Source organism: Streptomyces sp. SDT5-1 (assembly GCF_052245995.1).
In the GTDB taxonomy this organism is placed as follows: Bacteria; Actinomycetota; Actinomycetes; order Streptomycetales; family Streptomycetaceae; genus Streptomyces.
In genome coordinates this window covers 7,861,906-7,886,698 of record NZ_CM125963.1, presented here as the reverse complement: position 1 = coordinate 7,886,698, position 24,793 = coordinate 7,861,906, and the positions used below count along the sequence as shown (strand labels likewise).

At 72.4% G+C, this 24,793-nt stretch carries 26 protein-coding genes; 11 read left to right on the top strand and 15 right to left on the bottom strand.

All coding sequences use genetic code 11. The features are described 5' to 3' along the window. Positions 1 to 11: 11 nt before the first annotated feature. From ACTWJ8_RS36335 to ACTWJ8_RS36325, 3 genes are read right to left on the bottom strand one after another with little or no spacing between them, the layout of a single operon-like run. Complete coding sequence (locus tag ACTWJ8_RS36335; protein ID WP_443261741.1) at positions 12 to 572, bottom strand: TetR/AcrR family transcriptional regulator; 561 nt, start codon at positions 570 to 572, stop codon at positions 12 to 14. Positions 573 to 602: 30 nt separating this feature from the next. Then, positions 603 to 2,015: an amidase gene (locus ACTWJ8_RS36330; protein WP_443261740.1), complete on the bottom strand. Its 1,413-nt coding sequence runs from the start codon at positions 2,013 to 2,015 to the stop codon at positions 603 to 605. Next, complete coding sequence (locus ACTWJ8_RS36325; RefSeq protein ID WP_443261739.1) at positions 2,002 to 2,172, bottom strand: hypothetical protein; 171 nt, start codon at positions 2,170 to 2,172, stop codon at positions 2,002 to 2,004. Before ACTWJ8_RS36325 ends, ACTWJ8_RS36330 begins: the two co-directional genes overlap by 14 nt. A 118-nt stretch (positions 2,173 to 2,290) precedes the next feature. Between ACTWJ8_RS36325 and ACTWJ8_RS36320 the strand changes: the two genes are divergently transcribed. Then, on the top strand, positions 2,291 to 3,172 hold the full coding sequence (locus tag ACTWJ8_RS36320) for an MBL fold metallo-hydrolase (RefSeq protein ID WP_443261738.1): 882 nt from the start codon (positions 2,291 to 2,293) through the stop codon (positions 3,170 to 3,172). A gap of 43 nt (positions 3,173 to 3,215) precedes the next feature. Then, positions 3,216 to 4,088: an isocitrate lyase/PEP mutase family protein gene (locus ACTWJ8_RS36315; protein ID WP_443261737.1), complete on the top strand. Its 873-nt coding sequence runs from the start codon at positions 3,216 to 3,218 to the stop codon at positions 4,086 to 4,088. Positions 4,089 to 4,119: 31 nt separating this feature from the next. Here the strand turns inward: ACTWJ8_RS36315 and ACTWJ8_RS36310 are convergent, their stop codons facing one another. After that, on the bottom strand, positions 4,120 to 4,809 hold the full coding sequence (locus tag ACTWJ8_RS36310) for a FadR/GntR family transcriptional regulator (protein WP_443261736.1): 690 nt from the start codon (positions 4,807 to 4,809) through the stop codon (positions 4,120 to 4,122). A 207-nt stretch (positions 4,810 to 5,016) separates the two neighbouring features. Here ACTWJ8_RS36310 and ACTWJ8_RS36305 point away from each other — a divergent pair, with 207 nt between their 5' ends. From ACTWJ8_RS36305 to ACTWJ8_RS36290, 4 genes are read left to right on the top strand one after another with little or no spacing between them, the layout of a single operon-like run. Next, entirely contained in the window at positions 5,017 to 5,976 is a 960-nt protein-coding gene (locus ACTWJ8_RS36305) for a dihydrodipicolinate synthase family protein (RefSeq protein WP_443261735.1), read from the top strand. Further along, on the top strand, positions 5,973 to 6,929 hold the full coding sequence (locus tag ACTWJ8_RS36300) for an ROK family protein (RefSeq protein WP_443261734.1): 957 nt from the start codon (positions 5,973 to 5,975) through the stop codon (positions 6,927 to 6,929). Before ACTWJ8_RS36305 ends, ACTWJ8_RS36300 begins: the two co-directional genes overlap by 4 nt. Continuing rightward, positions 6,929 to 7,624, top strand: coding sequence for an N-acetylmannosamine-6-phosphate 2-epimerase (locus ACTWJ8_RS36295; protein ID WP_443261733.1), 696 nt, complete (start codon positions 6,929 to 6,931; stop codon positions 7,622 to 7,624). Before ACTWJ8_RS36300 ends, ACTWJ8_RS36295 begins: the two co-directional genes overlap by 1 nt. A gap of 59 nt (positions 7,625 to 7,683) precedes the next feature. After that, positions 7,684 to 9,159 (top strand): sialate:H+ symport family MFS transporter, encoded by a 1,476-nt coding sequence (locus ACTWJ8_RS36290; protein ID WP_443261732.1) that lies wholly within the window; start codon positions 7,684 to 7,686, stop codon positions 9,157 to 9,159. A 21-nt stretch (positions 9,160 to 9,180) separates the two neighbouring features. Here the strand turns inward: ACTWJ8_RS36290 and ACTWJ8_RS36285 are convergent, their stop codons facing one another. The 6 genes from ACTWJ8_RS36285 to ACTWJ8_RS36260 form a co-directional block, all read right to left on the bottom strand. Next, positions 9,181 to 9,909, bottom strand: a complete 729-nt coding sequence (locus tag ACTWJ8_RS36285) for a hypothetical protein (protein ID WP_443261731.1) — start codon at positions 9,907 to 9,909, stop codon at positions 9,181 to 9,183. A 62-nt stretch (positions 9,910 to 9,971) separates the two neighbouring features. Next, a complete protein-coding gene (locus ACTWJ8_RS36280) occupies positions 9,972 to 11,006 on the bottom strand; it encodes a 2Fe-2S iron-sulfur cluster-binding protein (protein ID WP_443261730.1) in 1,035 nt (344 codons plus the stop codon). Beyond that, entirely contained in the window at positions 11,003 to 12,259 is a 1,257-nt protein-coding gene (locus ACTWJ8_RS36275; protein ID WP_443261729.1) for an aromatic ring-hydroxylating oxygenase subunit alpha, read from the bottom strand. The genes ACTWJ8_RS36280 and ACTWJ8_RS36275 overlap by 4 nt, the downstream gene beginning before the upstream one ends. Before the next feature lie 19 nt (positions 12,260 to 12,278). Then, on the bottom strand, positions 12,279 to 14,339 hold the full coding sequence (locus tag ACTWJ8_RS36270) for an oxidoreductase (RefSeq protein ID WP_443261728.1): 2,061 nt from the start codon (positions 14,337 to 14,339) through the stop codon (positions 12,279 to 12,281). Positions 14,340 to 14,510: 171 nt separating this feature from the next. Beyond that, positions 14,511 to 15,293, bottom strand: a complete 783-nt coding sequence (locus ACTWJ8_RS36265) for an IclR family transcriptional regulator (RefSeq protein WP_443261727.1) — start codon at positions 15,291 to 15,293, stop codon at positions 14,511 to 14,513. Between the two features lie 47 nt (positions 15,294 to 15,340). Further along, a complete protein-coding gene (locus ACTWJ8_RS36260; protein ID WP_443261726.1) occupies positions 15,341 to 16,141 on the bottom strand; it encodes an IclR family transcriptional regulator in 801 nt (266 codons plus the stop codon). Between the two features lie 203 nt (positions 16,142 to 16,344). Between ACTWJ8_RS36260 and ACTWJ8_RS36255 the strand changes: the two genes are divergently transcribed. Genes ACTWJ8_RS36255 through ACTWJ8_RS36240 form a run of 4 tightly spaced genes read left to right on the top strand, consistent with a single transcriptional unit; the run spans position 16,345 to position 19,753 of the window. After that, entirely contained in the window at positions 16,345 to 17,550 is a 1,206-nt protein-coding gene (locus ACTWJ8_RS36255; protein WP_443261725.1) for a quaternary amine ABC transporter ATP-binding protein, read from the top strand. Beyond that, positions 17,534 to 18,457 (top strand): ABC transporter permease, encoded by a 924-nt coding sequence (locus tag ACTWJ8_RS36250; protein ID WP_443261723.1) that lies wholly within the window; start codon positions 17,534 to 17,536, stop codon positions 18,455 to 18,457. Before ACTWJ8_RS36255 ends, ACTWJ8_RS36250 begins: the two co-directional genes overlap by 17 nt. Before the next feature lie 17 nt (positions 18,458 to 18,474). Continuing rightward, positions 18,475 to 19,398, top strand: a complete 924-nt coding sequence (locus ACTWJ8_RS36245; RefSeq protein WP_443261722.1) for a glycine betaine ABC transporter substrate-binding protein — start codon at positions 18,475 to 18,477, stop codon at positions 19,396 to 19,398. 22 nt (positions 19,399 to 19,420) lie between these two features. Next, positions 19,421 to 19,753 carry a hypothetical protein gene (locus ACTWJ8_RS36240; RefSeq protein ID WP_443261721.1) on the top strand — a complete coding sequence of 111 codons (333 nt, stop codon included), beginning with the start codon at positions 19,421 to 19,423 and terminating at the stop codon, positions 19,751 to 19,753. Positions 19,754 to 19,764: 11 nt separating this feature from the next. On the opposite strand, the gene ACTWJ8_RS36235 is transcribed toward ACTWJ8_RS36240, so the two are convergent. Genes ACTWJ8_RS36235 through ACTWJ8_RS36215 form a run of 5 tightly spaced genes read right to left on the bottom strand, consistent with a single transcriptional unit; the run spans position 19,765 to position 23,823 of the window. Further along, positions 19,765 to 20,775, bottom strand: coding sequence for a HEAT repeat domain-containing protein (locus tag ACTWJ8_RS36235; protein WP_443261720.1), 1,011 nt, complete (start codon positions 20,773 to 20,775; stop codon positions 19,765 to 19,767). After that, the gene (locus ACTWJ8_RS36230) at positions 20,769 to 21,443 is read right to left on the bottom strand and encodes a HEAT repeat domain-containing protein (protein WP_443261719.1); all 675 of its coding nucleotides are present in this window, start codon (positions 21,441 to 21,443) and stop codon (positions 20,769 to 20,771) included. Before ACTWJ8_RS36230 ends, ACTWJ8_RS36235 begins: the two co-directional genes overlap by 7 nt. A 49-nt stretch (positions 21,444 to 21,492) precedes the next feature. After that, on the bottom strand, positions 21,493 to 21,741 hold the full coding sequence (locus ACTWJ8_RS36225; RefSeq protein ID WP_356372985.1) for a non-oxidative hydroxyarylic acid decarboxylases subunit D: 249 nt from the start codon (positions 21,739 to 21,741) through the stop codon (positions 21,493 to 21,495). Positions 21,742 to 21,770: 29 nt separating this feature from the next. Further along, entirely contained in the window at positions 21,771 to 23,198 is a 1,428-nt protein-coding gene (vdcC, locus tag ACTWJ8_RS36220; RefSeq protein WP_443261718.1) for a non-oxidative vanillic acid decarboxylases subunit C, read from the bottom strand. Between the two features lie 16 nt (positions 23,199 to 23,214). Beyond that, positions 23,215 to 23,823 (bottom strand): non-oxidative hydroxyarylic acid decarboxylases subunit B, encoded by a 609-nt coding sequence (locus ACTWJ8_RS36215; protein ID WP_443261717.1) that lies wholly within the window; start codon positions 23,821 to 23,823, stop codon positions 23,215 to 23,217. A gap of 83 nt (positions 23,824 to 23,906) precedes the next feature. On the opposite strand from ACTWJ8_RS36215, the gene ACTWJ8_RS36210 reads away from it, so the two are divergent. Further along, the gene (locus ACTWJ8_RS36210; RefSeq protein ID WP_443261716.1) at positions 23,907 to 24,791 is read left to right on the top strand and encodes a helix-turn-helix transcriptional regulator; all 885 of its coding nucleotides are present in this window, start codon (positions 23,907 to 23,909) and stop codon (positions 24,789 to 24,791) included. Positions 24,792 to 24,793: the final 2 nt, after the last annotated feature.

The window sequence follows — 24,793 nt, the reverse complement described above, 5'->3', positions numbered from 1 at the left end:
GCGGTGGCCGCTCAGGCGGTGGCCGCCAGCGTCTCCGTCACGAGGCGGCGGGCGTACGCGGCGTCGAGGCCGGCGGGGCGGAAGAGGATGCGGTACATGAGGGGTGCGACGACGCGGTCGACGACCGTCTCGACCTCGGGCACCCGCTCGTCGCGCCGCCGTGCGCGGTCGAGGACGACGTCGATCTGTTCGGCGGCGTAGGCGGAGCACTGGCCTGCGTTGGTGCCGTCGGGGTCGCCGAGCAGGGCGTCGCGGATGTAGGCGCGGCCCGCGGGCGAGGCCATCTCGTCGAGGAACTGCTCGGCCCAGGCGGTGAGGTCGGCGGGCAGCGTCCCGTGGTCCGCTGGCTGCGTGTCGGGCCGCAGCCGCTCGACCGCCACGTCGGACAGCAGCGCCTGGAGGTCGCCCCAGCGCCGGTAGATCGTCGACGGGGTGACGCCCGCGCGCTGGGCCACCATGGGCACGGTCACGGCGTCCCGGCCGACCTCCGCCGCGAGTTCGCGGACGGCCTCGTGGACCGCCGCCTGGACCCGTGCGCTGCGCCCGCCGGGACGTACCATCTGCCTGCTCATGGGGGCCATGCTAAAGCGAATGCATTGCGTCTAGCGTGCCTCCGTGGCGCCCTGCGGGTCCGCGATCCTCGGCCGCTGCGGCACGGCGCGCTCGTAGGCGTGGCCGACGCGCAGGAGGGTGCGCTCGTCGAGGGGGCGGCCGAGCAGTTGCATGCCGATGGGCAGTCCGTCCGTGTCGTGGCCGACCGGAAGGGTCAGGGCGGGGATGCCGGTGATGTTGGCGGGCGCCGACAGCCGTACGTACGCGTCGGAGACGGCCTCGACCGTGCCGTCGGCCCAGGTGATCGCGTCCCGGCCGGCCTCGACGGCGGTCGCGGGGACGGCGGGGGCCGCGATCACGTCGACCGTCCGCAGCAGCCGGTCCCACTCCGCGCGCATCAGGGTCCTGGCCCGCTGAGCCCGCAGATGGTCACCGGCGGGCATCCGCTCCCCGGCTTCGAGGAGGGTGCGGACGTCGTCCTCGTACAGTGCGGCGGATGTCCGCAGGGTGTCCTCGTGGTTCGCGGTCACCTCGGGGACCATCAGGCCCCACTGCACGGCCTGCACGTACCGGGTCATGGGGATGTCGACCTCGACGAGCCGGGCGCCGAGCCGCTGCAACTGGCCGATGGCGCGCCGGACTTCGGCCTCCACCTCGGGCTGCACACGATCGAAGTAGTAGGTGCGCGGCACGCCGACGCGCAGGCCCGCGAGGTCGGTGGTGCCGTCCGGCCGGTAGTCCACGACGGGGGCGTCCAGCGAGGCCGGGTCGTGCGGGTCGTGGCCGACGAGCGCGCCCAGGACGAGCGCCGCGTCCTCCACGGTGCGGGTCATCGGGCCGACGTGGTCGAGGGACCAGGACAGGGAGGCGACACCGCGCCGGGACACCAGGCCGTAGGTCGGCTTCAGGCCCACGACTCCGTTGAGGGCGGCGGGTACGCGGATCGAGCCGCCGGTGTCGGTGCCGAGGGCGAAGACGGCCGCGCCGGACGCGACGGCGACCGCCGAGCCCCCGCTGGAGCCGCCCGCGACCCGGCGCGGGTCCCGGGCGTTGCGGGTCTGCGGTGTGGTCAGGCCGTACGCGAACTCGTGGGTGTGCGTCTTGCCCAGCAGCACGGCACCGGCCCGCGCCAATTTCTCGGAGGCGGCGCTGTCGGCCGCGGCCCGGTGTCCGGCCCGCACCCGCGAACTCGCCGTCGTCGGCAGCCCCTTGACGTCGATCAGGTCCTTGAGCCCCACGGGGATGCCGTGCAGCGGCCCCCGGTACCGGCCGGCCGCGATCTCGCGCTCGGCGGCCCGCGCCTCGGCGCGGGCGCGGTCGGCGGTGACGGTGACGTAGGCGCCGAGAGTGGGCTCCACCACCTCGACGCGCTCCAGGACGGATTCCACGAGCTCGACGGGCGACAGCCGCCGGTCCGCCAGCGCGCGGGCGGCCTCGCTCAGGGACAACTCATACGGCCGCAACGGACTTCTCCTCCTCGAGCGAAAGCGGCTGTGCCCGGTACGAGACCGCGGGCGGCGTGTCACCGAAGTCCAGCTCCCGCAGGACCGCGACGACGGAGCGGATGTGCTCGGCGGTGGCTTCGACGGCGGCCTGCCGCTCCTCTTCGGACATGGACATGGACTGCCCCTCCACCCTTCAAAAGCTAAACATTTGCGTTAGTGGACCGTAGCTCGTACCGTCCACTAACGCAAACAGATTGCTTTTAGCTCCGCCGTCACCCGGAAGGAAGTCACCCATGACCACCACAGCCGTCCCCTCCTGGACCGTCGGCGACATCACCGTCCACCGCGTCGACGAGACACCGCTACCACCCGCCACCGGACCGTGGCTGCTGCCCGGCGCCACCCCGGACCTCGTCGCCGGACAGGGCTGGCTGCACCCCGACTTCGCCGACCCCGACGGCACGCTCCGCCTCGACAGCCACACCTTCGCGTTCGCCGTCGACGGGCTGCGCGTCCTCGTCGACACCGGGATCGGCAACGGCAAGGAGCGCGCCAACCCCGCCTGGCACCGCCTCGACACCGACTACCCGCGCACCCTCGCCGCCGCCGGTTTCCCGCCGGAATCCGTCGACCTGGTGATCCTGACCCATCTGCACGCGGACCACGTCGGCTGGAACACCCGCGAGGTGGACGGCAGTTGGGTTCCCACCTTCCCCCGCGCCCGCTACCTGACCTCACGCGTCGAGCGCGAGTTCTGGGCCTCGTACGACATGGACGAGGCGCGGGCGCAGATGTTCCGGGACTCCGTGGTCCCGGTGGAGGAGGCGGGGCTGCTCGATCTCGTCGACGTGCCCGCGGAGGGGGTCGACGTCGCCCCCGGCGTGCGACTGATCCCCACTCCGGGACACACACCCGGCCATGTGGCGGTCGAGCTGACGAGCCGGGGCCGTACGGCGCTCGTCACCGGCGACTGCGTCCACCATCCGGTGCAGCTCGCCCACCCGTCCGTCGGCGCCTGCGTGGACATCGACCCGGACCGCGCGGAGGCCACGCGCCGTGCGCTGCTCGGCTCGCTCGCGGGCACGGACACCCTGCTCCTGGGCACCCACTTCGCCCCGCCCACCGCAGGGCGCGTGGTCTCCCACGACGACGGGTATCGCCTCTCCCCCGCATGAGAAATGATCTCGACCGGGACCCCTACGCGATGGAGGCAGGCTCATGACGGACACCCGGAACCGGCTGCGGGAGATCCTGCGGGAGCGCTCCGCGACGCTCGCGCCGGGCGTGTACGACGGCCTTTCGGCGTCGCTGACGGCGGGCGCCGGATTCCGCGCCGCGTACATGTCGGGCGCCGCGGTGGCCGCCGCGCACGGGCTGCCGGACATCGGCCTGGCCACGCAGAGCGAGATGGTGCGTCAGGCCGGGCTGCTGGCGGGCCTGTTGGACGTTCCGCTGATCGCCGACGCGGACACCGGGTTCGGCGACGCCACGCACACGTACAGGACCGTGCGGCTCTACGAGGACGCGGGCGTCGCCGCGATCCAGCTGGAGGACCAGGAGTTCCCCAAGCGGTGCGGGCACCTCGACGCCAAGCGGGTGGTCGACGCCGAGGAGTTCACCGCGAAGATCGAGGCGGCGGCCGAGGCGCGCCGCGACCCCGGCACCGTCATCGTCGCGCGCACCGACGCCCGCGCCACGCACGGCTTCGACGAGGCCCTGCGCCGCGTCAACCGGTACGTGGAGGCGGGCGCCGACATGGTGTTCGTCGAGGCGCCGCAGAGCGTCGACGAGGTGCGGCGGGTGCCGTCCGAGGTGGCGGCACCCGCACTGTTCAACCTCGTCCCGGGCGGCAGGACACCGGCGGCGGACCTCGACCTGCTGCGCGAGGCCGGGTACGCGCTGACGATCATGCCGCTGCTCAACGTCGGCGCCGCGGCGACCGCGATGCGCGCCGCTCTCGCCGGCGCGGCGGCCGGTGACCTGGACACCGCCGGGCAGTTGCCGGTGCGGGACCTGTTCGACTCGGTCGGCCTCGGCTTCTGGGAGGAGCTGCGGGGCCGGTACGACACGGGGTCCGGCGCCCGCGACTGACGCGCACCCCCGCTTTCGGCCCGTCGGCTTTTCAGCCCGTCGGCGCCAGGCGTTCGCGGATGCCGTCGAAGTGCGTCCGCATCGCCGCCGCCGCACCAGGGCCGTCCCCCGCCGCGAGGGCGTCGACGATCGCCCGGTGGTTGGCGGCGGTGACGGCGCCCACCTGGTGGCTGTCGCCGACGTCGTCGCGGACCTGGTCCATGGCCGCCCAGAACGCGTCGAGCACCTCGCTGAGCAGGTAGTTGTCGAGGGAGCGGTAGAGCGCCACGTGGAAGGCGCGGTCCGTGGCGCGCGCGACCCGCCCCGTCTCGGCCTCCTTCTCCATGTCCTCGACGATGCCGCGGAGCACGTCGAGGTCCTCGGCGGGCACGGTCGCCGCGACGCTCTCGATCAGGCCCGCCTCCAACGCCTCGCGCACCCGCATGAGTTCGTACAGGCTCGGCTCGCCGTTGCGGTGCCTGACCGCCGCCCGGAACGCGAGGCCCTTGACGAACGGGTCGAGGGACAGGGAGCCCACGAAGGTGCCGGAGCCGCGCCGGATCTCGATGACGTGCAGCGCCTGAAGGGCCTTCAGCGCCTCGCGCAGCGAGACGCGGCTGACGTCGAACAGCTCCGCGAGCTCGCCCTCCGGAGGCAGCGGACTGCCCGGCACGAGACCGCGCTCCAGGATCAGCTGCTTGATGCGTTCCTGCACGTCCGCGGTCAGCGTGGAGCGGGCCACCGACGCCTCCTTCCGATCGGCCGGGCCGTCGCGGGCCCGGTGCTGCTTCCCTGTGTCGCTTCCCGGCGTGGGTTCCAGGTGTGACCGACGCCGCTCTTGACCTGTGGCGCCCAGCTGAGTCTATGGTGACGCCTGACGTAAGACATCTTACGTCTTACCTCGTGGTCGGTCCCGACCGCGTCTCCGCAGCAGCACTGGAGCACCGCCATGCCTCTCACCAGCCCTCTTCGCGGGGTCGTCCCGCCCGTCTGCACGCCGCTCGACGCGCACGGCGAGGTCGACACCGCCTCCCTGACGCGCCTCGTGGAGCACCTCGTCGACGGCGGCGTGCACGGCCTGTTCGCGCTGGGGTCGACGAGCGAGGTCGCCTACCTCACGGACGCGCGGCGCGCCACGGTCCTGGAGACGGTGGTGCGCGCGGCGGCGGGCCGGGTGCCGGTCCTCGCCGGTGTCATCGACACCACGACGCCGCGCGTCCTCGACCACGCGGCGCGCGCCGCCGAGCTGGGCGCCGACGGGCTCGTGGCCACCGCGCCGTTCTACACGCGCACCCACCCACTGGAGATCGCCCGGCACTTCCGGCGGATCCGTGAGGCCGTCGATCTGCCGCTGTTCGCGTACGACCTGCCGGTGTCGGTGCACAGCAAGCTGTCGGCCGCGCTGCTGCGGGAGCTGGCGCAGGACGGCACGCTGGCGGGCGTCAAGGACAGCAGTGGAGACGAGGGCGGCCTGCGGCGGCTCATCGTCGAACTGGGCGGCAGGAGCGGCCGCAGGAACGGGCCCGCGCCCGACTTCAGCGTGCTCACCGGATCCGAACTCACCGTGGACGCCGCCCTGTTGGCGGGCGTGGACGGCGTCGTGCCCGGCATCGGGAACGTGGACCCCGCCGCGTACGTCCGTCTCTACGAGGCCGCGCGCGCCGGTGACTGGGAGCTCGCGGCGAAGGAGCAGGAGCGCCTCGTCGAGCTCTTCGGCATCGTCGACGTGGGTCCCGAGGAGGACATGGGGCGCAGCTCGTCGGCGCTCGGGTCCTTCAAGGGCGCGCTGCGGCTGCTCGGCGTGATCGACGACGGCGCCACCGCGTTCCCGCAGATCCCGCTGAGCGACGCCTCCGTCGAGGCCATCGCCGCGCGCCTGCGGGCCGCCGGGCTCGCGCCGGTCCGATGAGCACCGCGCCGGGCCCCGTCGTCGGGCTCGACCTCGGCGGCACCAAGATCGACGCCGCTCTGGTGGGCGCGGACGGCTCCGTGCTCGACCGGCACACGGTGCCGACCCCGGCCGCCGACGGCGCCGTCGCGGTCCTCGACGCGCTCGCCGGTGCCGCGCGGGCCGTCGACCGGGGCGCGCACGCGGTGGGCGTCGCGGCGGCCGGTGTCGTCGACCCGCGTACGGGCACGGTGACGGCGTCGACCGACACGATCCGCGGCTGGGCGGGCACCGCGCTCGGCGCGGGACTCGCCGAGCGCACGGGCCTCCCGGTCGCCTGCGACAACGACGTGCGGGCGACCGCGGGACCCGAACTCGCGGCCCTCGACGCGGAGTCGACGCTGCTGTTCGTCGCCGTCGGCACGGGGGTCGGCGGCGCCGTGGCCGCCGACGGCCGGATGCTGCGCGGAGCCGGGGGCGTCGCGGGACACCTCGGGCACCTGCCGAGCCCGGAGGCCGCCGGGTTGCCGTGCACCTGCGGCGCGCGCGGTCACCTGGAGGCCGTCGCGTCGGGGCCCGGCATCACGGCCCTGTACGAACGCCTTGCGGACGTCCGCGTCGACCGCTTGCAGACGGTCGCGGAGCGCGCGGCGGCCGGGGACGACCACGCCGTCCGCGCCATCACGCTCGGCGCGACCGCGATGGGCCGCGCGCTCGGCGGCCTCGCCAACGCGCTCGGCCCCGACCGGGTCGTGGTCGCGGGCGGTGTGCCGCGCATCGGCCCCCTGTACCGGGACGCCCTCGACCGCGCCTTCGCCGCCGAACTCATGGCACCGCTGCGGCACTTGAGACCTGCGCTCCCCCGCCACGGCGCGGACGCGGCGGTGCTCGGCGCCGCCGCCCTCGCCACGACCGCACCCCTCCACCACCCCCGAACCCACTCCGCCGCCCTCCACCAGAAGCAGACACACTGATGCCCCCTAACGCTCCCTCCCCCACCGCCCTCGCCGACGCGCTCGCCGGCCGGCTCATCGTGTCCTGCCAGGCCCCGCCCGGCGACCCGATGCGCGAGACCGGCACCCTCGTCCGCCTCGCACGGTCCGCCGCCGCCGGTGGCGCCGCCGCCATCCGCACGAACGAGCCGGAGGTGGTGGCCGCGATCCGCGCCGCCGTCGACCTGCCCCTCATCGGGCTCTGGAAGGACGGCGACACCGGCGTCTACATCACACCGACCGTCCGGCACGCCGTGGCGATCGCCGAAGCGGGCGCCGACGTCGTCGCGATCGACGCCACCGACCGCCCGCGCCCCGACGGCAGCACCTTCGCCGCGGCAGCCGAGGCCGTGCACGCGGCGGGCGCCCTCGTCATGGCCGACGTGGCGACGTACGACGAAGGTGTCGCCGCCGTCGCCGAGGGCGCCGACCTCGTGTCCACCACTCTGTCCGGCTACGCGCCGGGCTCGCCCCGGCAGGAGGGCCCCGACCTCGACCTCGTGGCCGCGCTCGCCGCCGCGCTCGACGTCCCGGTGGTCGCCGAGGGCCGCATCCGTACCCCGCACGAAGCCGCGCAGGCACTCGCACGCGGCGCCCACAGCGTCGTCGTCGGCACGGCCATCACCGCCCCCACCGCTCTGACCGGCCAATTCGTCGCAGGACTCGCACAGCGCTGACACGCCACCGCCCGCGGCCCGTGCTCAATGCCGAGGCGGTCCGACATCATGGAGACATCGTGCGCACATCACCCCACGACACACGTCCCTGGTACCGAGAGGTGACCGGTACCCAGTGGAAGTCGTTCTTCGCCGCCTGGGTCGGCTATGTCCTGGACGGATTCGACTTCGTCCTGATCACCCTCGTCCTCACGGAGATCAGTGACGACTTCGGCCTGAGCACGGTGGAGGGCGCCAGCCTGGTGTCCGCCGCGTTCATCACCCGGTGGATCGGCGGAGCCGTGCTCGGCGCGCTCGGCGACCGGTACGGCCGCAAGCTGTCGATGGTGGTCAGCATCCTGCTGTACTCCCTCGGCACCTTCGCCTGCGGTTTCGCCTGGGACTACACGAGCCTGTTCGTGGCCCGGCTCGCCATCGGCATGGGGATGGCGGGCGAGTACAGCGCCAGTGCCACGTACGCGATGGAGAGCTGGCCGGCGCGGCTGCGCAACCGGGCGAGCGGCTTCCTGATCTCCGGGTTCTCGGTGGGCTCGGTGCTGGCTGCCGAGGTCTACAAGTGGGTGGTGCCGGCGCTCGGCTGGCGGTGGATGTTCTACATCGGGATCGTCCCGATCGTGGTCGCGCTGTGGCTGCGCAGGGCGCTGCCCGAGGCCGCCGAGTGGAGCGAGACGGTCGAGCGGCGGACGACGAAGCCCAACCCGTTCTGTCCGCTGTTCGCGACGCCGGCCCGCGCGACGGTGAACCTCGTGCTCACGGTCGCCGCGACGATCTGCCTCTTCGCCGTCTTCACCCCGCTCGGCGCCGGGTACGTGCCGGTGCTCTCCGTCGTCGCCGGTGTCGGCCTCGTCGCCCTCGCCGCGCAGATGGGCGGGCGCCGCAACTGGACGCTGTACGTGGCGATGACCGTGACGGTGTTCTTCGCGTTCCTCTACACCTGGCCCATCCAGGCGCTGCTGCCGACGTACCTCAAGACGGACCTCGGGTACTCGCCCGGCCAGGTCAGCAACGCGATGTTCTTCGCCGGGTTCGGCACGATGGCGGGCTGCTGGCTCGCCGGGTTCGTGGGTGACTGGATCGGCACGAAGAAGGCGTACGCGTTCACGCTGATCGCCTCGATGGTGTTCGTGTTCCCGGTGTTCGCGGTCAAGGACAACCTGCTCCTGCTCGGCGCGCTCCTCTTCGTGCTCCAGGGCCTCAGCTTCGGCATCTCGGGGCTGCTGCCGCGCTACATCGGCGGCCACTTCCCGACGGAGAACCGGGCGGCCGCGCTCGGCTTCACGTACAACGTGGGCGCGCTGGGCGGCGCCGTCGCCCCGGTGCTCGGCGCGCAGCTGGCCTCCGGGATGCCGCTCGGCCGGGCCCTGGCGGTGCTCACCTTCGCGGGCACGATCATCGTCGTCCTTCTGGTCGGCCTCGATGTACCGGCCCGCCTGAACCGTCTGACCGACCCGGACGCCACGCACGACCACCTCGCGGCGGACCAGCCGGCGCCGGTGGCCGACACCCCGCAGCCGAACGGGGCGGGCAGGGCCTGACGGGTCGGGTGCGCGGCGCCGTCACCACCAGGCGTCGCGCACCCGCAGGCTGCCGGTGTCCACGCATCCGGCGCCGTTGACGACCTCCTCGGTGTCCAGGCTCCAGCCGACGACACCGTTGCCCTTGCGCCCCAGTTCGATGACGCGCTGCGACGTGGCCTCCGCGCCCTCCTGGACCTGGCATTCGAGGACCGACGTCCACGCCTTGCCGTCGAGCGCGGAGCCGAAGGCGAGCAGCGGCAGCACGACGACGGTGAGCAGCAGCGACAGCAGCCGCTCGCCGCGGTTCCCGCTGACCACGCCGAGCCGCAGCACGTACGCCACGACCCCGGTGCCGAGCCCCCACCAGGGCCCGTAGAAGCAGACGGCGATGATCCCGACGGCGACCGGGTTGACGAGGGTGAGCGCCACGCGCCGCGCCGCGTGCACCGCCCCGCCGCCCTTGGGCACGGACCCGCGCGCGGCGAACAGGGCGAAGACGACACGGGAGACGACGACGCCGAACACCGAGCCGAGTGCGGGTTCGGTGAGCAGCATGCCGATGAGGACGTCGGGCCAGTTGGACAGCTCCATGCCGACGAACACGTCGCGCGCGGGTTCGCCGCCGCCGACGGTGTAGGCGACCTTCACGGCGGGGATCGCGAGGGCGAGCGCCATCAGGAGGGTGTGTCCGGGGCCGCCCTTCTGGTCGAGTGAGCGTTCTTCGCTGCTCGTGTGGGCGTCGTCGTGGACGGGTGGTGTGCCGGGCATGGGGGCCATGAAACAGGGCGCGCCCGCCGTGGCGGCGCCGACACGGCGGGCGGGGTCCTGTCCTACGCGTCGACCACCAGGTCCTCCAGCGGTGTCGAGCAGCACAGCAGGATCTTGTCGGCCGCGATCTCCCGGGGGCGGATGCCTCCGGCGTGGCGCATGTCGACCGAGCCGGACAGGAGGGTCGTCTTGCAGGTGCCGCACATGCCCTGTGCGCAGGAAGCGGGCAGGGTGACGCCTTCGCGGGCGGCGGCCGCGAGGACGGGGGTGTCGGCGTCGCACTCGATGGTGCGTCCGGTGCGGGCGAGGTGGACCTTGAATCCGGTGCCGGTGACGGGGCCGGGTTCGGCGGGCCGTGGTGTCTCGAAGGCGAAGCTCTCCTCGTGGTGGTGTGCCATGTCGAAGCCCTCGGCCGTGAGGATGTCGCGTACGGCGGCCATGTAGCCGGCGGGTCCGCACGTGAACACCTCGCGCTCCGCGAAGTCGGGGGCGGTCTCCCGCAGCAGCCGCGCGTCGAGCGCTTCGCCGTGGTCGTCGAGGAGGTGCCAGACGCGGAAGTCGGGGGCGGTGGCGGCGATGAGGTCGAGTTCGCGGCGGAAGATGATGTCGTCGTAGGTGCGGGCGCTGTGCACGAAGACGACGTCCACGGGGTGGTCGAGGTCGTACAGGGTGCGGGTCATCGACATCAGGGGTGTCACTCCGCTGCCCGCGGAGAGGAAGAGGTACTTGGCGGCCGGGTGCTGGTTGATGGTGAACCCGCCGAGGGGCCCGCGCGCCCACACCGTGTCGCCGGGTGTCAGGTGGTCGTGCAGCCAGTTGGAGACCGGGCCGCCGGGGACGCGTTTGACGGTGATGGTGGCGAGGTCGGGGCGGGTGGGCGCGGAGGAGATGGTGTAGCAGCGCTCGACGGGGGTGCCGTCGATGTCGAGGCAGAGGGTGAGGTACTGGCCGGGGTCGTGGCGGAAGAGGCGGGGTTCGGTGGGGGCGAGCACGAAAGTACGGACGTCCGGGGTCACGTCGTGGACCCGCCGGCACACCAGCAGGCCGTCGGCCCAGGCGGGCGGGGAGCCCGCCGCGGTCAGTGTCGCTGTCGTCATGGCCCCTCCAGGTGTGCCTTCAGCCGGTTGACGTACCAGGTGACGAAGTCCTCGACCTGCGATTCGGTCGGGCTGTAGGGGCCCGGCCGGTACGCGGGGTCGCCGACGCCCCGCTGGGCCCGGGAGACGAACGCGGCGTCCTGTTCGTTGGTGGCGACCCAGACCCCGGTGAGGGTGTCGGGGTCGTAGTCGACGCCCTCTTCGGCGTCGGCGTGCACGAGCCAGGTGGTGCGGACGAGGGTGCGGTCGGCGGCGAGGGGGAGCACGGAGAAGAGCACCGCGTGGTCGGCGGAGAAGTGGAACCAGGCGTTGGGCTGGAGATGGAGGCCGAGGTGGCCGAGCCGGGCGGTCGGGAAGTCGGCGAGCAGCCTGCGCACGGCCGCCTTGCCGTCGCCTGTGAAGGACTCCCCCGCGAGGTCGAGGGGTTCGCGCTGGATGCGGAACCCGGTGGGCCGGTCGACGAGGTCCTCGATCGTCTCGTACGGCAGGCCGAGGGACTCGTACGTGGCGCGGGCCTCGGCGTCGGCCTTCAGGAAGCGTTCGTAGGTGGCGCGCATGCCGGGTGGCACCGTGTCCTCGGTGAAGTTGTAGAGCGGGAAGTAGCAGCGCTGGAGTTCGGGGTGCCCTGAGCAGTGGTAGCACTCCCGGTTGTTCTCCATGGTGAGTTTCCAGTTGCCGTGCTCGACGAGGTCGATCTGGTGGGCCACCTTGGCGCGCGCCAGGTTGTGCGGTGCGAGGTAGGGCTCGACGCGGGCGGCGAACTCGTCGAAGTCGGCGGGCGGTTCGGCGGCGAGGGACAGGAACACGAGGCCGGCGACGGTGCGTACGTGGACGGGGCGCAGGCCGAAGCAGGAGCGGTCGAAGTCGGGCGGCTGGGACTCGGCGTGCAGCAGGGTGCCGTCGACGCCGTACGTCCAGTGGTGGTAGCCGCAGACGATGTTGCCGACGGAGCCGCGCTGGTCGTTGAGGATGCGGGTGCCGCGGTGGCGGCACACGTTGTGGAAGGCGCGGACTTGTTCGTCGTCGTCGCGGACGAGGATGGCGGACCAGGGGCCGACGGTGACGGTGACGTAGTCGCCGGGTTCGGGGAGTTCGGCCTCGGCGGCGACGAAGATCCAGCTGCGGGCGAAGACGGCGTCGATGTCGAGCCGGAAGAAGGTGTCGCTGGTGTAGAAGGGGGCTTCGAGGCTGTGGCCGGGGGCACGGCGGGCGACGAGGTCGGCGGGGGCGGTGTCGGAGGCGTGGACGGTCATGGTGTCACTCCGAGGCTCGTCAGACGGGCAGGCACAGGCGCAGCGCGTCGTACACGGCGGCGTGGATGTTGCGGCTGGTGACGGCGTCACCGATGCGGAACAGTTGGTAGCGGCCCGCGTCGTTGCGGACGACGGTCTGCGGGGCGCGGGCGAGGAGCGCCCGGTGGTCGACCTCGCCGTGGTTGCGGGAGGCGGGCAGCAGCTCGGTGTAGAGCTCGTCGTTGGGGAGGGTGCCGTGCTCGACGACGACGTGGTCGACGACGCGTTCGGTCTGGGTGCCGGTGTACTCGCTGAACAGGGTCGCCACCAGCCGCCCGTCGTCGCCCCTGCGCACGGAGCGCAGCCGTCGGGCGAGGGTGACGGTGACGTCCTGCTCGGTGAACGCCCGCAGGTAGGCAGGTGAGTTCATGCTGCCGATGTCGGGGGCGAGGGTGCGCTCGGGTGTCACGTACTCGAGGCGGGCGCCGTGGCCGGCGAGGAGTTCGGCGGCGTCCATGGCCGGGTAGCCGCCGTGGTCGTCGTAGACGAGGACCCTGCTGTCGGGGCGTGGGCGCAGGGAGCCGGACATGACGTCCCAGGTGTCGGCGACGAGTGCTTCGCCCGCGGTGAGGAAGGTCCGGTTGGGCAGGCCGCCGGTGGCGACGATCACAAGGTCGGGGTGTTCGGCGAGGACGTCGCCGGCCTCGGCGAAGGTGCCGAGGCGCAGGTCGACGCCGAGGTGTTTGCATTCGGCGGTGCGCCAGTCGACGATGCCGAGGAGGTCGCCCCGGCGGGGGTTCTGCGCGGCGAGCCGGAGCTGTCCGCCCGCCTGGTCGCCCGCCTCGAACAGGACGACGTCGTGGCCGCGTTCGCCGAGGACGCGGGCGGCTTCCAGGCCCGCGGGGCCGCCGCCGACGACAACGGCCCTGCGGCGCGGGCCCGTTGCGGCGGGGATGGTGTGCGGGATCTGGAGTTCGCGTCCGGTGGCCGGGTTGTGGACGCACTTGGTGTCACCGGAGTCGTAGATGGCGTCGAGGCAGTAACTCGCGCCGACGCAGGGCCTGATGCGGTCCTCGTCCCCTGCGGCGATCTTGGCGACGAGGTGAGGGTCCGCGATCTGCGCGCGGGTCATGCCGACGAGGTCGAGGAGCCCTTCGCGCAGGGCGTGCCGGGCGGTGGCGGGGTCGGCGATGCGGGCGGCGTGCATGACGGGGATGTCGAGGCGGCGGCGGATCTCGCCGGTGAAGTCGAGGAACGGGCCGAGCGGGGTGCCCATCGAGGGGATGGTGCGGGCGAGCGAGGCGTCGGACTCGATGGTGCCGTGGATGGCGCTGACGAAGTCGATGCCGTCGGCGGCGAACCGCTCGGCGGCGGCGAGTCCTTCGGCGAAGGTGAGCCCGTCGTCGCGGCCCTCGTCGAGCGCCATGCGGATGCCGACGACGAAGTCGGGTCCGACGGCTTCGCGGACGGCGTGGATGACGCGGCGGGGGAACGCCGTCCGGTGGTCGAGGTCGCCGCCCCACTCGTCGTCGCGGTGGTTGGTCGCCGGGGACAGGAAGCCGTCGAGGAAGTGGCCGTAGGACTGCAGCTCGATGCCGTCGAGGCCGCCTTCCTTGCAGCGCACGGCCGCGGCGGCGTAGTCGGCGACGATCCGGTCCAGGTCCCAGGGCTCGGCGGCCTTGGGGAAGGCGCGGTGCTGGGGTTCGCGCAGCGGGGACGCGGCGACGACCGGCAGCCAGTCCCCCGTGTAGTTGCTGGTACGCCGCCCGAGGTGGGTGACCTGGCACATGACGGCCGCGCCGGCCTCGTGCACGTCGTCGGCGAGGCGGCGCAGCCACGGCACGATGTCGTCGCGGTAGAGGAGGAGATTGCCGAACGAGGGCGGGCTGTCGGGTGAGACGACGGCGGAGCCGCCGATCATCGTGAGGCCGACGCCGCCGCGGGCCTTCTCCAAGTGGTAGGCGCGGTAGCGGTCCTTGGGGAGTCCGTCCTCGCCGAAGGCGGGTTCGTGGGAGGTGCTGACGACTCGGTTGCGCAGGGTGAGGTGCTTCAGCGTGAACGGCTGGAGCAGGGGGTCCAGGTTCGTGTTCGGTGCGCGCACGACAGCTCCAAGGAAGGCAGGGAAGCTCTGTGGCCCGGATGTGGGCGCCGTTGTTCCGCGACCGCCGTTTCGCGATACGAAACATCAACGCGATGCGAGACAAATGTGCGGCGCGTGAGAGCGCGTCGTCAACCCCTACCGCTGCGTAATCGTGGCGCTGTCGGCCGGCCGTCAGCCGCGCCGGATGTACCCCTTGCGCCAGGAGATCTTCTCGCCCGCCGCGACCAGCTGTTCGGCGAGGCCGGGGATGGTGTGGTCGTTGATCCGGAACGTCGGCCCGGAGACCGTGACGGTGGCGACGACCTCGCCGTTCAGCGCCCTGATGGGGGCGGACAGCGAGGCGAGCCCGATCTCCAGCTCCTCACTGATGGCCCCGTAGCCCAACTCCCGTACGGTCTGGAGCTGTTCCTTCAGCAGGGCCGCGTCGGTGATGGTGTGCGGGGTGTACTCCTCCAGCGGCTGCTCGAGGATCTCGGCGGCCTCCGGCTGCGGCATGTGGGCCAGGAACACCTTGCCCGCCGACGTGGCGTGCAGCGGGGTGCGCTTGCCGACCCAGTCGATGCTGGTGATCGCCGCGTTGCCGAGCACCTGGTCGATGCTGATGACGGCCTCGCCGTCGTAGACCGCCACGTTCACCGTCTCACCGACGGCGGCGGCCAGTTCCTGGCAGACGGGGCGGCTGAGCAGCGACAGATCGTTGCCCTTGGTGGCGCCGCCCGCGAGCTCGACCACGGTGTAGCCGATGCGGTAGCGGCCGCGCTCGCTGTCCTGCTCGACGAGGCCGCGCGCCTCCAGCGTGGCCAGCAGCCGGAACACGGTCGACTTGTGGATCCCGAGGGCGTCGGCGATCTCCGTGACGCCTGACGGCCCCTGGACCGCCAGCACCTGGAGGATCGACACCGCCCGGTCCACCGACTGCACCGACGTGTCCCGTGCGCGACCTTTGCTGCTCATACGGGGGAGCCTATCCAGGAAGCGCCCGCGCACACCGGCCGCCGGGCTCAGCCCCGCTTGACCTGTCCGCGCCGCCAGGAGATCCGCGCGGCGGCCTGCACCAGGAGCGCGGCGAGGGCCGGCGCGGTGTCCTCGCGGATCCGGAAGGCGGGCCCGGCCAGCGTGACGGCGGCGACGACCGTGTCGTCCAGGGCCCGGACCGGCGCGGCGAGGGAGACCAGGCCGACCTCGTACTCCTCGAACGAGACGGCGTACCCGCGCTCCCGCACCGCCGCGAGATCCTTGGCCAGGTGCTCCTGACGGGTGAGGGTGCGGGCGGTGTACCGCTCCAGGCGCCTGCCGCGCGGCGGCTCCGCCGGCAGCCGCCCGTACCGGTCGGGGGCCGGATGGGCGAGGAAGATCTTGCCCGCGGCGGTGGCGTGCAGCGGGCAGCGGCGCCCCACCCAGTCGACGCTGGAGATGGACGCCTCCCCCGCCACCTGGCCGACGGTGACGACGTCGCGGCCCTCGCGGACGGAGACGCTGACCGTGTCACCGGCGGCCTGCGCCAGCTCCTGGCAGACGGGGCGGCTGAGCAGGAACAGGTCGGAGTGCTTGGCGGCCGCCGCGGCGAGTTCCGTGATCGGGTGGCCGATGCGGTACCGGCCGCGGGTCGGGCCCTGTTCGACGAGCCCTCGCCCCTCCAGGGTCACCAGCAGCCGGAACACGGTCGTCTTGTGCACGCCGAGCAGCCCGGCGATCTCCGTCACGCCGCACGGTCCGCGCACGGCCAGGATCTGCAGGACCGACACCGCTCGGTCGACGGACTGGACCGCACGGTCGCGCGCTCGCCGGCTGCCGGTCGTCACCACAGCACCCTCCAGCTCTCCGCCTCGGCGGCCCAACGTGCCGCCCGTAGACGTTAATTCGCGGTTGCCCGGATGCAAGAGCCTTGACGCGCCGTCACGGTCGACGGCATCGTCACACCGTACTGCACATCTGTTGCGCAATGCGAAACACCAGCCCGGACTTGTTCCAACCGCCCCGCGCGGTCCCCTGGAGGTGGGGCACGGTGATAGAAGCAGCACGACTGAACAAGGTTTTCGACACCGCAGACAGTCAGGTGCACGCGGTCCGCGACGTCTCCTTCACCGTGGAACCGGGCGAACTCTTCGTCGTCATGGGCCTGTCCGGGTCCGGCAAGTCGACGCTGCTGCGGATGCTGAACCGCCTCGTCGAGCCGACATCGGGCGAACTACGCGTGGACGGCAGGGACTTGCTCGCGATGGACCACGCGGAACTGCGCGAGCTGCGCAACCGCAAGGTCAACATGATCTTTCAGCACTTCGCGCTGTTCCCGCACCGCACGGTCCGCGAGAACGCCGCGTACGGCATCAAGTTGCGTGGCGGCACCGCCGCCGAGCGGCAGGAGCGCTCCGACTGGGCGCTGCGCACCGTGGGCCTCGACCGCTGGGCCGACTCCTATCCCAGCGCGCTGTCCGGCGGCATGCGCCAGCGCGTCGGCCTGGCCCGCGCGCTCGCCACGGACGCCGAAGTGATGCTGATGGACGAGCCGTTCAGCGCACTCGACCCGCTGATCCGCCGGGACATGCAGGACCTGCTGCTCGGCCTCCAGCGCGATCTGCGCCGCACCATCGTGTTCGTCACGCACGACCTGAACGAGGCGATGCGGCTCGGCGACCGGATCATGGTGATGCGCGACGGCGGCGTCGTGCAGCTCGGCACCGCGAACGACATCCTCGACTCCCCCGCCGACGCCTACGTACGGGACTTCGTCTCCGACGTGGACCGCTCTCGCGTGCTGACCGCGCGGTCCGTGATGCGCGAGCCGCTCGCGACGGCCCGGCTCGACGACGCCCCGCACGACGTGCTGCGCAGCCTCGCGGACACCGAGGCGACGGCCCTGTACGTGCTGGACGCCGAGGGGCACATCACGGGCGCCGCGCACGCCGACGGCATCGCGCGGGCCGCCGACGCGGGACACGCCGCGCTGCGCGACAGCCCGGAGTGCGTGAGCGACGACTACGGCCGCACGGGCCCCGACACCCTGCTCGTCGACCTGTTCGCGGCGGCCGGGCGGTACAAGGTGCCGCTGGCCGTGACCGACGACGACGGGCGGCTGCTCGGCGTGCTGCCGCGGGCGGCGCTGCTCACCGCGCTGTCCGGTCCGCGCAGCCCCGGCCCGGCCTCCGCGTACGGCGGTTCAGGAGATCCCGACAGCGCTCAGGAGGAGGTGGCCGATGCTGTTCAGCGTTGACCTCGGCACCCCGGTCAGCAAGGCCGTCGACTGGCTGACCGAGAACCTCGGCGGACTCTTCGACGCCATCACCTCCGTGATGACATCACTGGTCAACGCGGTGCTGTATGTGCTGACGGCCCCTCACATGCTGGTCGTCATCGTGGTGTTCACCGCCCTCGCGTTCCTCGCGCGCGGCTGGCTGTTCGCGGCGTTCACCCTCGGCTCGTTCCTGCTCATCCAGGGGATGGGCCTGTGGACCGCGGCGATGCAGACGCTCGCCGTCGTCGTGGTGGCCTCGGCCTTCGCCGTGGTCATCGGCGTGCCCATCGGGGTGTGGGCGGCGCGCAGTCCGCTGGTCAGCACCCTGGTCAGGCCCGTGCTCGACTTCCTCCAGACACTGCCGGTGTTCGTGTATCTGATCCCGGCCGTGTTCTTCTTCGGCATCGGTCTGGTGCCCGGGGTCGTGGCCACCATCGCCTTCGCCGTCGCGCCCGCCGTGCGCCTCACCGAACTCGGCATCCGACAGGTCGATCCGGAGGTCGTGGAGGCCGCGCACGCCTTCGGCGCGCGGCCCGCGCAGATCCTGCGCGGCGTCCAACTCCCCCTGGCGCTGCCCTCGATCATGGCCGGCATCAACCAGGTGATCATGCTGGCGCTGTCCATGGTCGTCATCGCCGGCATGGTCGGCGCGGCGGGACTCGGCACCGTCGTGGTGCGCGGCATCAGCCAGCTCGACATCGGGATCGGCTTCCAGGGCGGTCTCGCCGTCGTCTTCCTCGCGATCTTCCTCGACCGTGTCACGAGCGCGCTCGCCGCACCGGACGGACGCCGGTTCCGGATCCGCAGGCGCACCGGTACGCCCGACGCGGCCGACATCGAGAAGTCGCCCACCGCCGCCGCCCCCACAGCTCCCGTTTCCGCGTGACGACAGGAGAACCCGTCATGATCCGCAATCGACGCCGCCGCACCACCTACCTGTTCGGCTGCACCGCCGCCGCGCTCACCCTGCTCGCCACCGCGTGCAGCGGGAACACCTCGAAGGTCGAGGGAGGTTCCGACGACGACGCGAGCGGCGGCTCGAAGACGGTCAAGCTGGCCTACGTCGCCGGGTGGGACGAGGGGGTCTCGGCGACCTTCCTGTGGAAGCAGATCCTGGAGGACAAGGGGTACAAGGTCGAGACCCGCGACCTGGACATCGCCAGCACGTACACCGGCGTCGCCAACAAGCAGGTCGACGTGTATCTCGACGCCTGGCTGCCGGTCACCCACCAGAACTACTGGGACAAGCTCGGCCCCAAGATGGAGAAGCTCGGCACCTGGTACGAGCCGGCCGACCTGAACCTGACCGTTCCCAAGTACGTCAAGGACGTCAACACCATCGACGACCTCAAGGGGAAGTCCAAGGAGTTCGGCGGAAAGATCGTCGGCATCGAGGCGGGCTCGGGCCTGATGCGGCTGACGCGCTCCAACGTGCTGCCGCAGTACGGACTCAAGAGCGAGTACGAGCTCGCCGAGTCCAGCACCTCCGCGATGCTCTCCGCCCTCCAGAAGTCGATCAACAACCAGAAGCCGGTCGTGGTCACGCTGTGGCGTCCGCACTGGGCGTACACCAAGATGCCGCTGAAGGTCCTCAAGGACACCAAGAAGGCCTACGGCAAGCCGGACAAGGTCCAGATGGTCGCCAGCAAGGGCTACTCGAAGGCCAACCCGGAGGTCGCCGGCTGGCTCAAGAACTTCCGCCTCACGAGCAGTCAGCTCGGCAGTCTCGAACTCCTCCTCCAGAAGAAGGGCACGGGCCACGAGCAGGAGGCGGCGAAGGAGTGGATCGACGGCAACAAGAAGCTGGTGGACAGCTGGCTGAAGTGACCGCCGCTGCCAGACAGGGCACATGACGACGAGGACCCAGCTGCGCCCGGCGCCCGAGGCGGTGCGCGATGCGGTCGCCGCGCATCCCGGCGCGGAGCCCGTGACGCGGGCCGGGGCCACCATCGGCGTGCGGCTCGCGCTCGCGGACGTGACCGGCCAGGACCTCGGCGCGCTGGTGCGGGCCTCGTGGGCGCACCGCGCGCCGAAGCGGCTCGCCGCCGCGTCCGCCACGAAAGGGCAGCTTCCCGCCGGCATCGGTAGGCCCGCCACGCGGGCGCTGCTGGGCGTGGGTCCGAAGGCCGTCCGTGTCCTCGAGGAGGAGCTGGCGGGCAAGGGCCTCGCTCTGCGGTCCTGAGCGTCCGCCGGTCAGCGTTCGCCGTCGCGGAGCCGCAGCAGATACGTCGCCGTGAGCGCCACGGCACGGTCCTCGTCGGCCGTCAGGCCGGCCAGGGCGCGCGTCGCGGTCGGCCCCGGGATGCCCGCGAGGGCCTGGGTGAGACGGCCGCGCGCGGGCGCCCCCGTGTCGGGACCGTCGAGGCGGTCGACGAGGGCGGTCGCGATGTGCTCGGCCGACGCCGCCCGGTCGGCCAGGACGCTCAGGGCGTCCGCCGCGTCGGTGTCGTTCCTGCCCGCCACGATCATGTCGACGAGCTCGGGGACCGCTTCGGGCACTCCGCGGTTGCCGAGTGCCACGGCGGCGCGGGCACGGACCGCGGTGTCGGGGCCGGTCAGGGCGTGGCGCAGGTGCGTGGCCGCCTCGGCGTCCGGCAGCTCGGCGAGGCACTGGGCGGCCCGCTCCCGCACGGCGGCGTCCGGCGCGGCGAGCGCCTCGGCCAGCAGGGGCAGGGCCGCGGAGTCATCCGCGCGTACGAGCGCCCAGCGCAGCGCTCCGGCGACGTTCGGGTCCTCCTCGCTCAGCACCGCGTCGACCAGCGCCGCCGCCGGAAGCGGGCCCTGCTCGGCGGTGGACAGGGCGGCCCGCTGACGGGCATCCGGGCTCTTGGAGCCCAACGCCTGGAGGAGAGCCACCACGTGGAGGACGTCCTCCCAGCCCTCGGGTCCCGCCGCGTCGATCCGGCTGAGCCGCGTCAGCAACTCGGTCTCGGCCGCGATGCGTTCGCGAGTCTGCCGGATGAGGTCGCCGACGAGCGCGGCGGGCGCGAAGCCCGGCTCGTCGAGGGCGCGCCCGATCTCGCGCAGCGACAGCCCGAGCGAGCGCAGGCTCTCGATGTGGAAGATCCGCCGGATGTCGTCGCCGGAATACTCCCGATAGCCGGACCCCGTGCGCTCCGACGGGCGCACCAGGCCCAGGGACTCGTAGTGCCGGAGCATCCGGGCACTGACCCCGGACCTCCGCGCCACCTCACCGATCAGCACACTCCATGGTCCATCCCGGGAGCCCCGTCGAGCGCCACGACGCGCTTGGCGTCCTCGATCGCGAAGCCGATCCTGGTGTCCGGGTCGCGCAGCACGCGCCCGGTGGCGAGCGCGTGGGCGCGGACGTCCGGGTCGGCGGCACGCGTGGCCCGGTCCACGGCGGGCACGGCCGTGTCACCGAGGTCGAGGAGGGCACGGCTCAGGCTGAGCTGTGTCTCGCGCCCGCCCCGGCCGAGCTGTGTGGCGAGGACGTCCGCGAGGGCCGCCCTCTCCGACTCGTCGGGGACGAGGACGACGGCGGCCCGCCAGGCGCACCGGGCGACCTCGTCGTCGGGGTCGGTCAGCAGCTCCCGCGTGATCACCGGCCACGCGGCGGGCTCGCCGAGCTTGGAGAGCGTGTGCAGCGCCTGGCTGCGGGCCTGTGCCTTCCCCGCGGTCACCTCGCGGACCACGGCGGGCAGTGTCAGGTCCACCGGGTGCCGGGTGAGCGCCCAGGTCAGCATGTCGCGCACGAAGAACTCCGGCTCGACCGCGCACCGCTCGACGAGCGTCTTGACGTACGCCGGGCGGGGCGCGGAGCCGACGGCCAGCGCGGCCCGCAGCCGCACCGACGCGTCGGCGTCCTCCAGTGCGCGCAAGGTCTCCGTGTCCTGCTCCGTGATCGTCATCGAGACCACCTCCTCGGCAGGCAGTGAAGACCTTGTCACCGTGTCAAGGTCAAACGCGCAGCGGCGGCACCGCCGGCACCTCGATCGCGTTCTCGATGTCGGCCTCCGTCAGCTTGAACGCCTCCGGGTAGGCGGCGCGGCTGGTGCGGCGGGCCGGTTCGGTGGTGCGCCAGGTGAAGAGGCAGCGGGTGCACTGGAGCACGTCCCACACCCCGGGGACGGGGGACGTGGCGAGGCGGGTGACGGTGTCGGCGGGGCAGCGAGGGCACTCGGCGCCCTCGACGAGCTTGTCGTTCACGGGAGTTGTTCCTTTGCGGGAGGTACGGGTCAGTGGCGGGCGGCGATCATGTCCTGGAGCCGCCGGGCCCAGTCGGCCGTCTCGGGGAGGTCCTTGGCGGGCGTGGAGAAGTTGCCGCGGACGTCCGGGGAGACCGGCGTCGTCGCGTCGATGATCATCTTGCTGGTGATGCCCGCGGGCTGGGCGGCGGGGGCGAGTTCGAGCACCGACAGGTTCGGGATGACGACGACGTCGTCCTTCGGGTTGACCTTCGCCGACATGGCCCACATGACCTGCGGCAGGTTGAACGGGTCCACGTCCTCGTCGACGACGATCACCTGGGCCACGTAGCCGAGGCCGTGCGGGGTGGTCATCGCGCGCATGCCGACGGCCTTGGCGAAGCCGCCGTACCGCTTCTTCGTCGAGATGATCACCATCAGGCCGTGGGTGTACATGGCGTTGACGGCCTGCACCTCGGGGAACTCGGCGCGCAGCTGCTTGAGCAGCGGCACACACGTGTTGGGGCCGACGAGGTAGTCGCACTCGGTCCACGGCATCCCGAGGTAGAGGGACTCGAAGACGGGGTTCGTGCGGTACGAGACGCGGTCGACGCGGATGACGGGCATCCGGCGGCCGCCCGAGTAGTGGCCGGTGAACTCGCCGAAGGGGCCCTCGATCTGCCGCTTGCGGGACTCGATGACACCCTCGATGACGACCTCGCTGCCCCACGGCACGTCGAATCCGGTGAGCGGGGCGGTGGCGATCGGTGCGGGCGCCCCGCGCAGCGCGCCGGCCATCTCGTACTCGCTCTGGTCGTACGCCATCGGCATGCCGGCGACGATCGCCATCACCGGGTCGTTGCCGAGGGTGATGGCGATGGGCAGGTCCTCGCCGACCTCCTCGGCCTTGCGCAGGTGCTGGGCGACGTCGTGCATCGGGACCGGCTGGAAGGCGAGCCGGTTGCTGCCGATGACCTCGATGCGGTACGTGCCGACGTTCTGCTTGCCGAAGTCGTCCGGTGCCTCGGGGTCGCGGGAGACGACGGCGGCCTTGTCGAGGTAGAAGCCTCCGTCGCCGTCGTTCAGGCGGAAGAGGGGAAGCACGGAGAAGAGGTCGACGTCCTCGCCCTCCTGCGCGTTCTCCCGCCAGGGAGCGTCCTCGCGGCGCTCGGGGGCGACGGGGAAGGCGTCCCAGCGGCGGGCGAACTCCTCGACCTGCTCCTTGACGGGGGTGTTCTTCGGCAGGCCGAGCGCGAGGGCGTGGTTGGCCCAGGAGCCGTGCACGTTCAGGGCGATCCGGGCGTCGGTGAAGCCCTTGACGTTGTCGAAGTACAGGGCGGGGGCGTTCTCGCCGATGCGGCCCGTGGCGTTGGCCGCGGCGGCGAGGTCGGGCTCGGGCAGCACCTCGTCGGTGATGCGCAGCAGCTGGCCCTCCTTCTCCAGGGTGCCGAGGAAGCTGCGCAGATCGTCATAGGGCATGGTGGTGAACTCCTTCTTACAGTACGGAAGTTGTGGCCTCGGCATCGCGGGCTGCTCGGGCGGCGCGCATGCCGGCCCAGCGCTCGGCGGCCGGGGCCGGCAGGTCGAACTGGTCGAGGACGCGGGCCACGATGTGGTCGACGATGTCGTCGACGGTCCGCGGGTTGTTGTAGAAGGCGGGCATGGGCGGCACCAACTGCACACCCATGCGCGCGAGTTCGAGCATGTTCCGCAGGTGGATCTCGCTCAGCGGTGTCTCGCGCGGAACGAGGACGAGCTTGCGGCGCTCCTTGAGGACGACGTCCGCGGCGCGGGCCACGAGGCCCTCGGCGTACCCGGCGCTGATCCCCGCGAGGGTCTTCATCGAGCACGGCACGATGACCATGCCGTCGGTGTGGAACGAGCCGGAGGAGATGGTGGCGCCCTGGTCGTCGGGGTGGTGGGTGACGTCCGCGAGCGCGGACACCTGCGCCACCGAGAGGCCGGTCTCCAACTCGATGGTGGTGCGCGCCCAGCGGGACAGCACGAGATGGGTCTCGACGTCCGGCAGCTCGCGCAGACACTCCAGGAGACGGACACCGAACGGAGCGCCCGTCGCCCCCGTCATTCCCACGACCAATCGCACCGGACACTCCTCACACGTCGCTGACCTGTGCTTTCACGCTAGGCGGCGGGACGAGGGCGAGGGCGGTACGCTCGGGACTCACGATGGGCAAAATCGGACAGGAACGCCGTCCCGACGTCAGGGACCTCGAGTACACGCCGACCGTGGGCGCGCCGACCGGCGTGGAGGTCGAGGAGCTCGCCGACCTCCACGACCGCTCGCTGCGGCACGGCAACGACCCGTACGCGCCGCTGCGCCCCGCCTTCCACCAGCTGATCGGCGCGCGGGAGCGACCGCTCCAGGTGGCGGTGGACTTCGTCGAGTACGAGCTGCGTCCCGGGTCGTGGCTGTGGATCCGCCCGGGGCAGGTGCAGCGCTTCGGCCCCGGCCTGCGGGGCGCGGACGGCGTGGACGTCGTCTTCAAGCCCGGGTTCCTGCCGCCGGCGGTCGTGTCGGCCGCCCACATGGACCCGCCGTACGAGCAGCGCCCGCTGACACCGAGCGGCGAGGACGCGGAGGGCGTGCGCCGCGCCCTGGCCCACCTCGCGTACGAGTACGACGCGATGGCCTCGCTCCCCCTGGGCTCCCACGTGGAGGTGTTGCGGGCGCTGCTGTCGGTCCTGGTGATCCGCCTGGCGAAGGTGCGCGCCCCGGGCCCGGCCCCCGCCGAGGCCTCCGACACCTTCCACCGCTTCCACGCGGCCGTCGAGCGCGACCACGCCGTGACCCGCCGCGTCGAGGACTACGCGGCGGCCCTCGGCTACAGCCCCCGCACGCTGACCCGTGCGACCCGCGCGGCGGCGGGCCGCACGGCCAAGCAGTACGTCGACGACCGCGTGCTCCTGGAGGCCAAGCGCCTCCTGTGGCACAGCGGCCTCCCCGCCAAGGAGGTCGCCACCCGGCTCGGCTTCGACGACCCGAGCGACTTCACCAAGTTCTTCCGCCTGCGCACGGGGACGACGCCGGGGGCGTTCAGGACGGGGCCGTGACC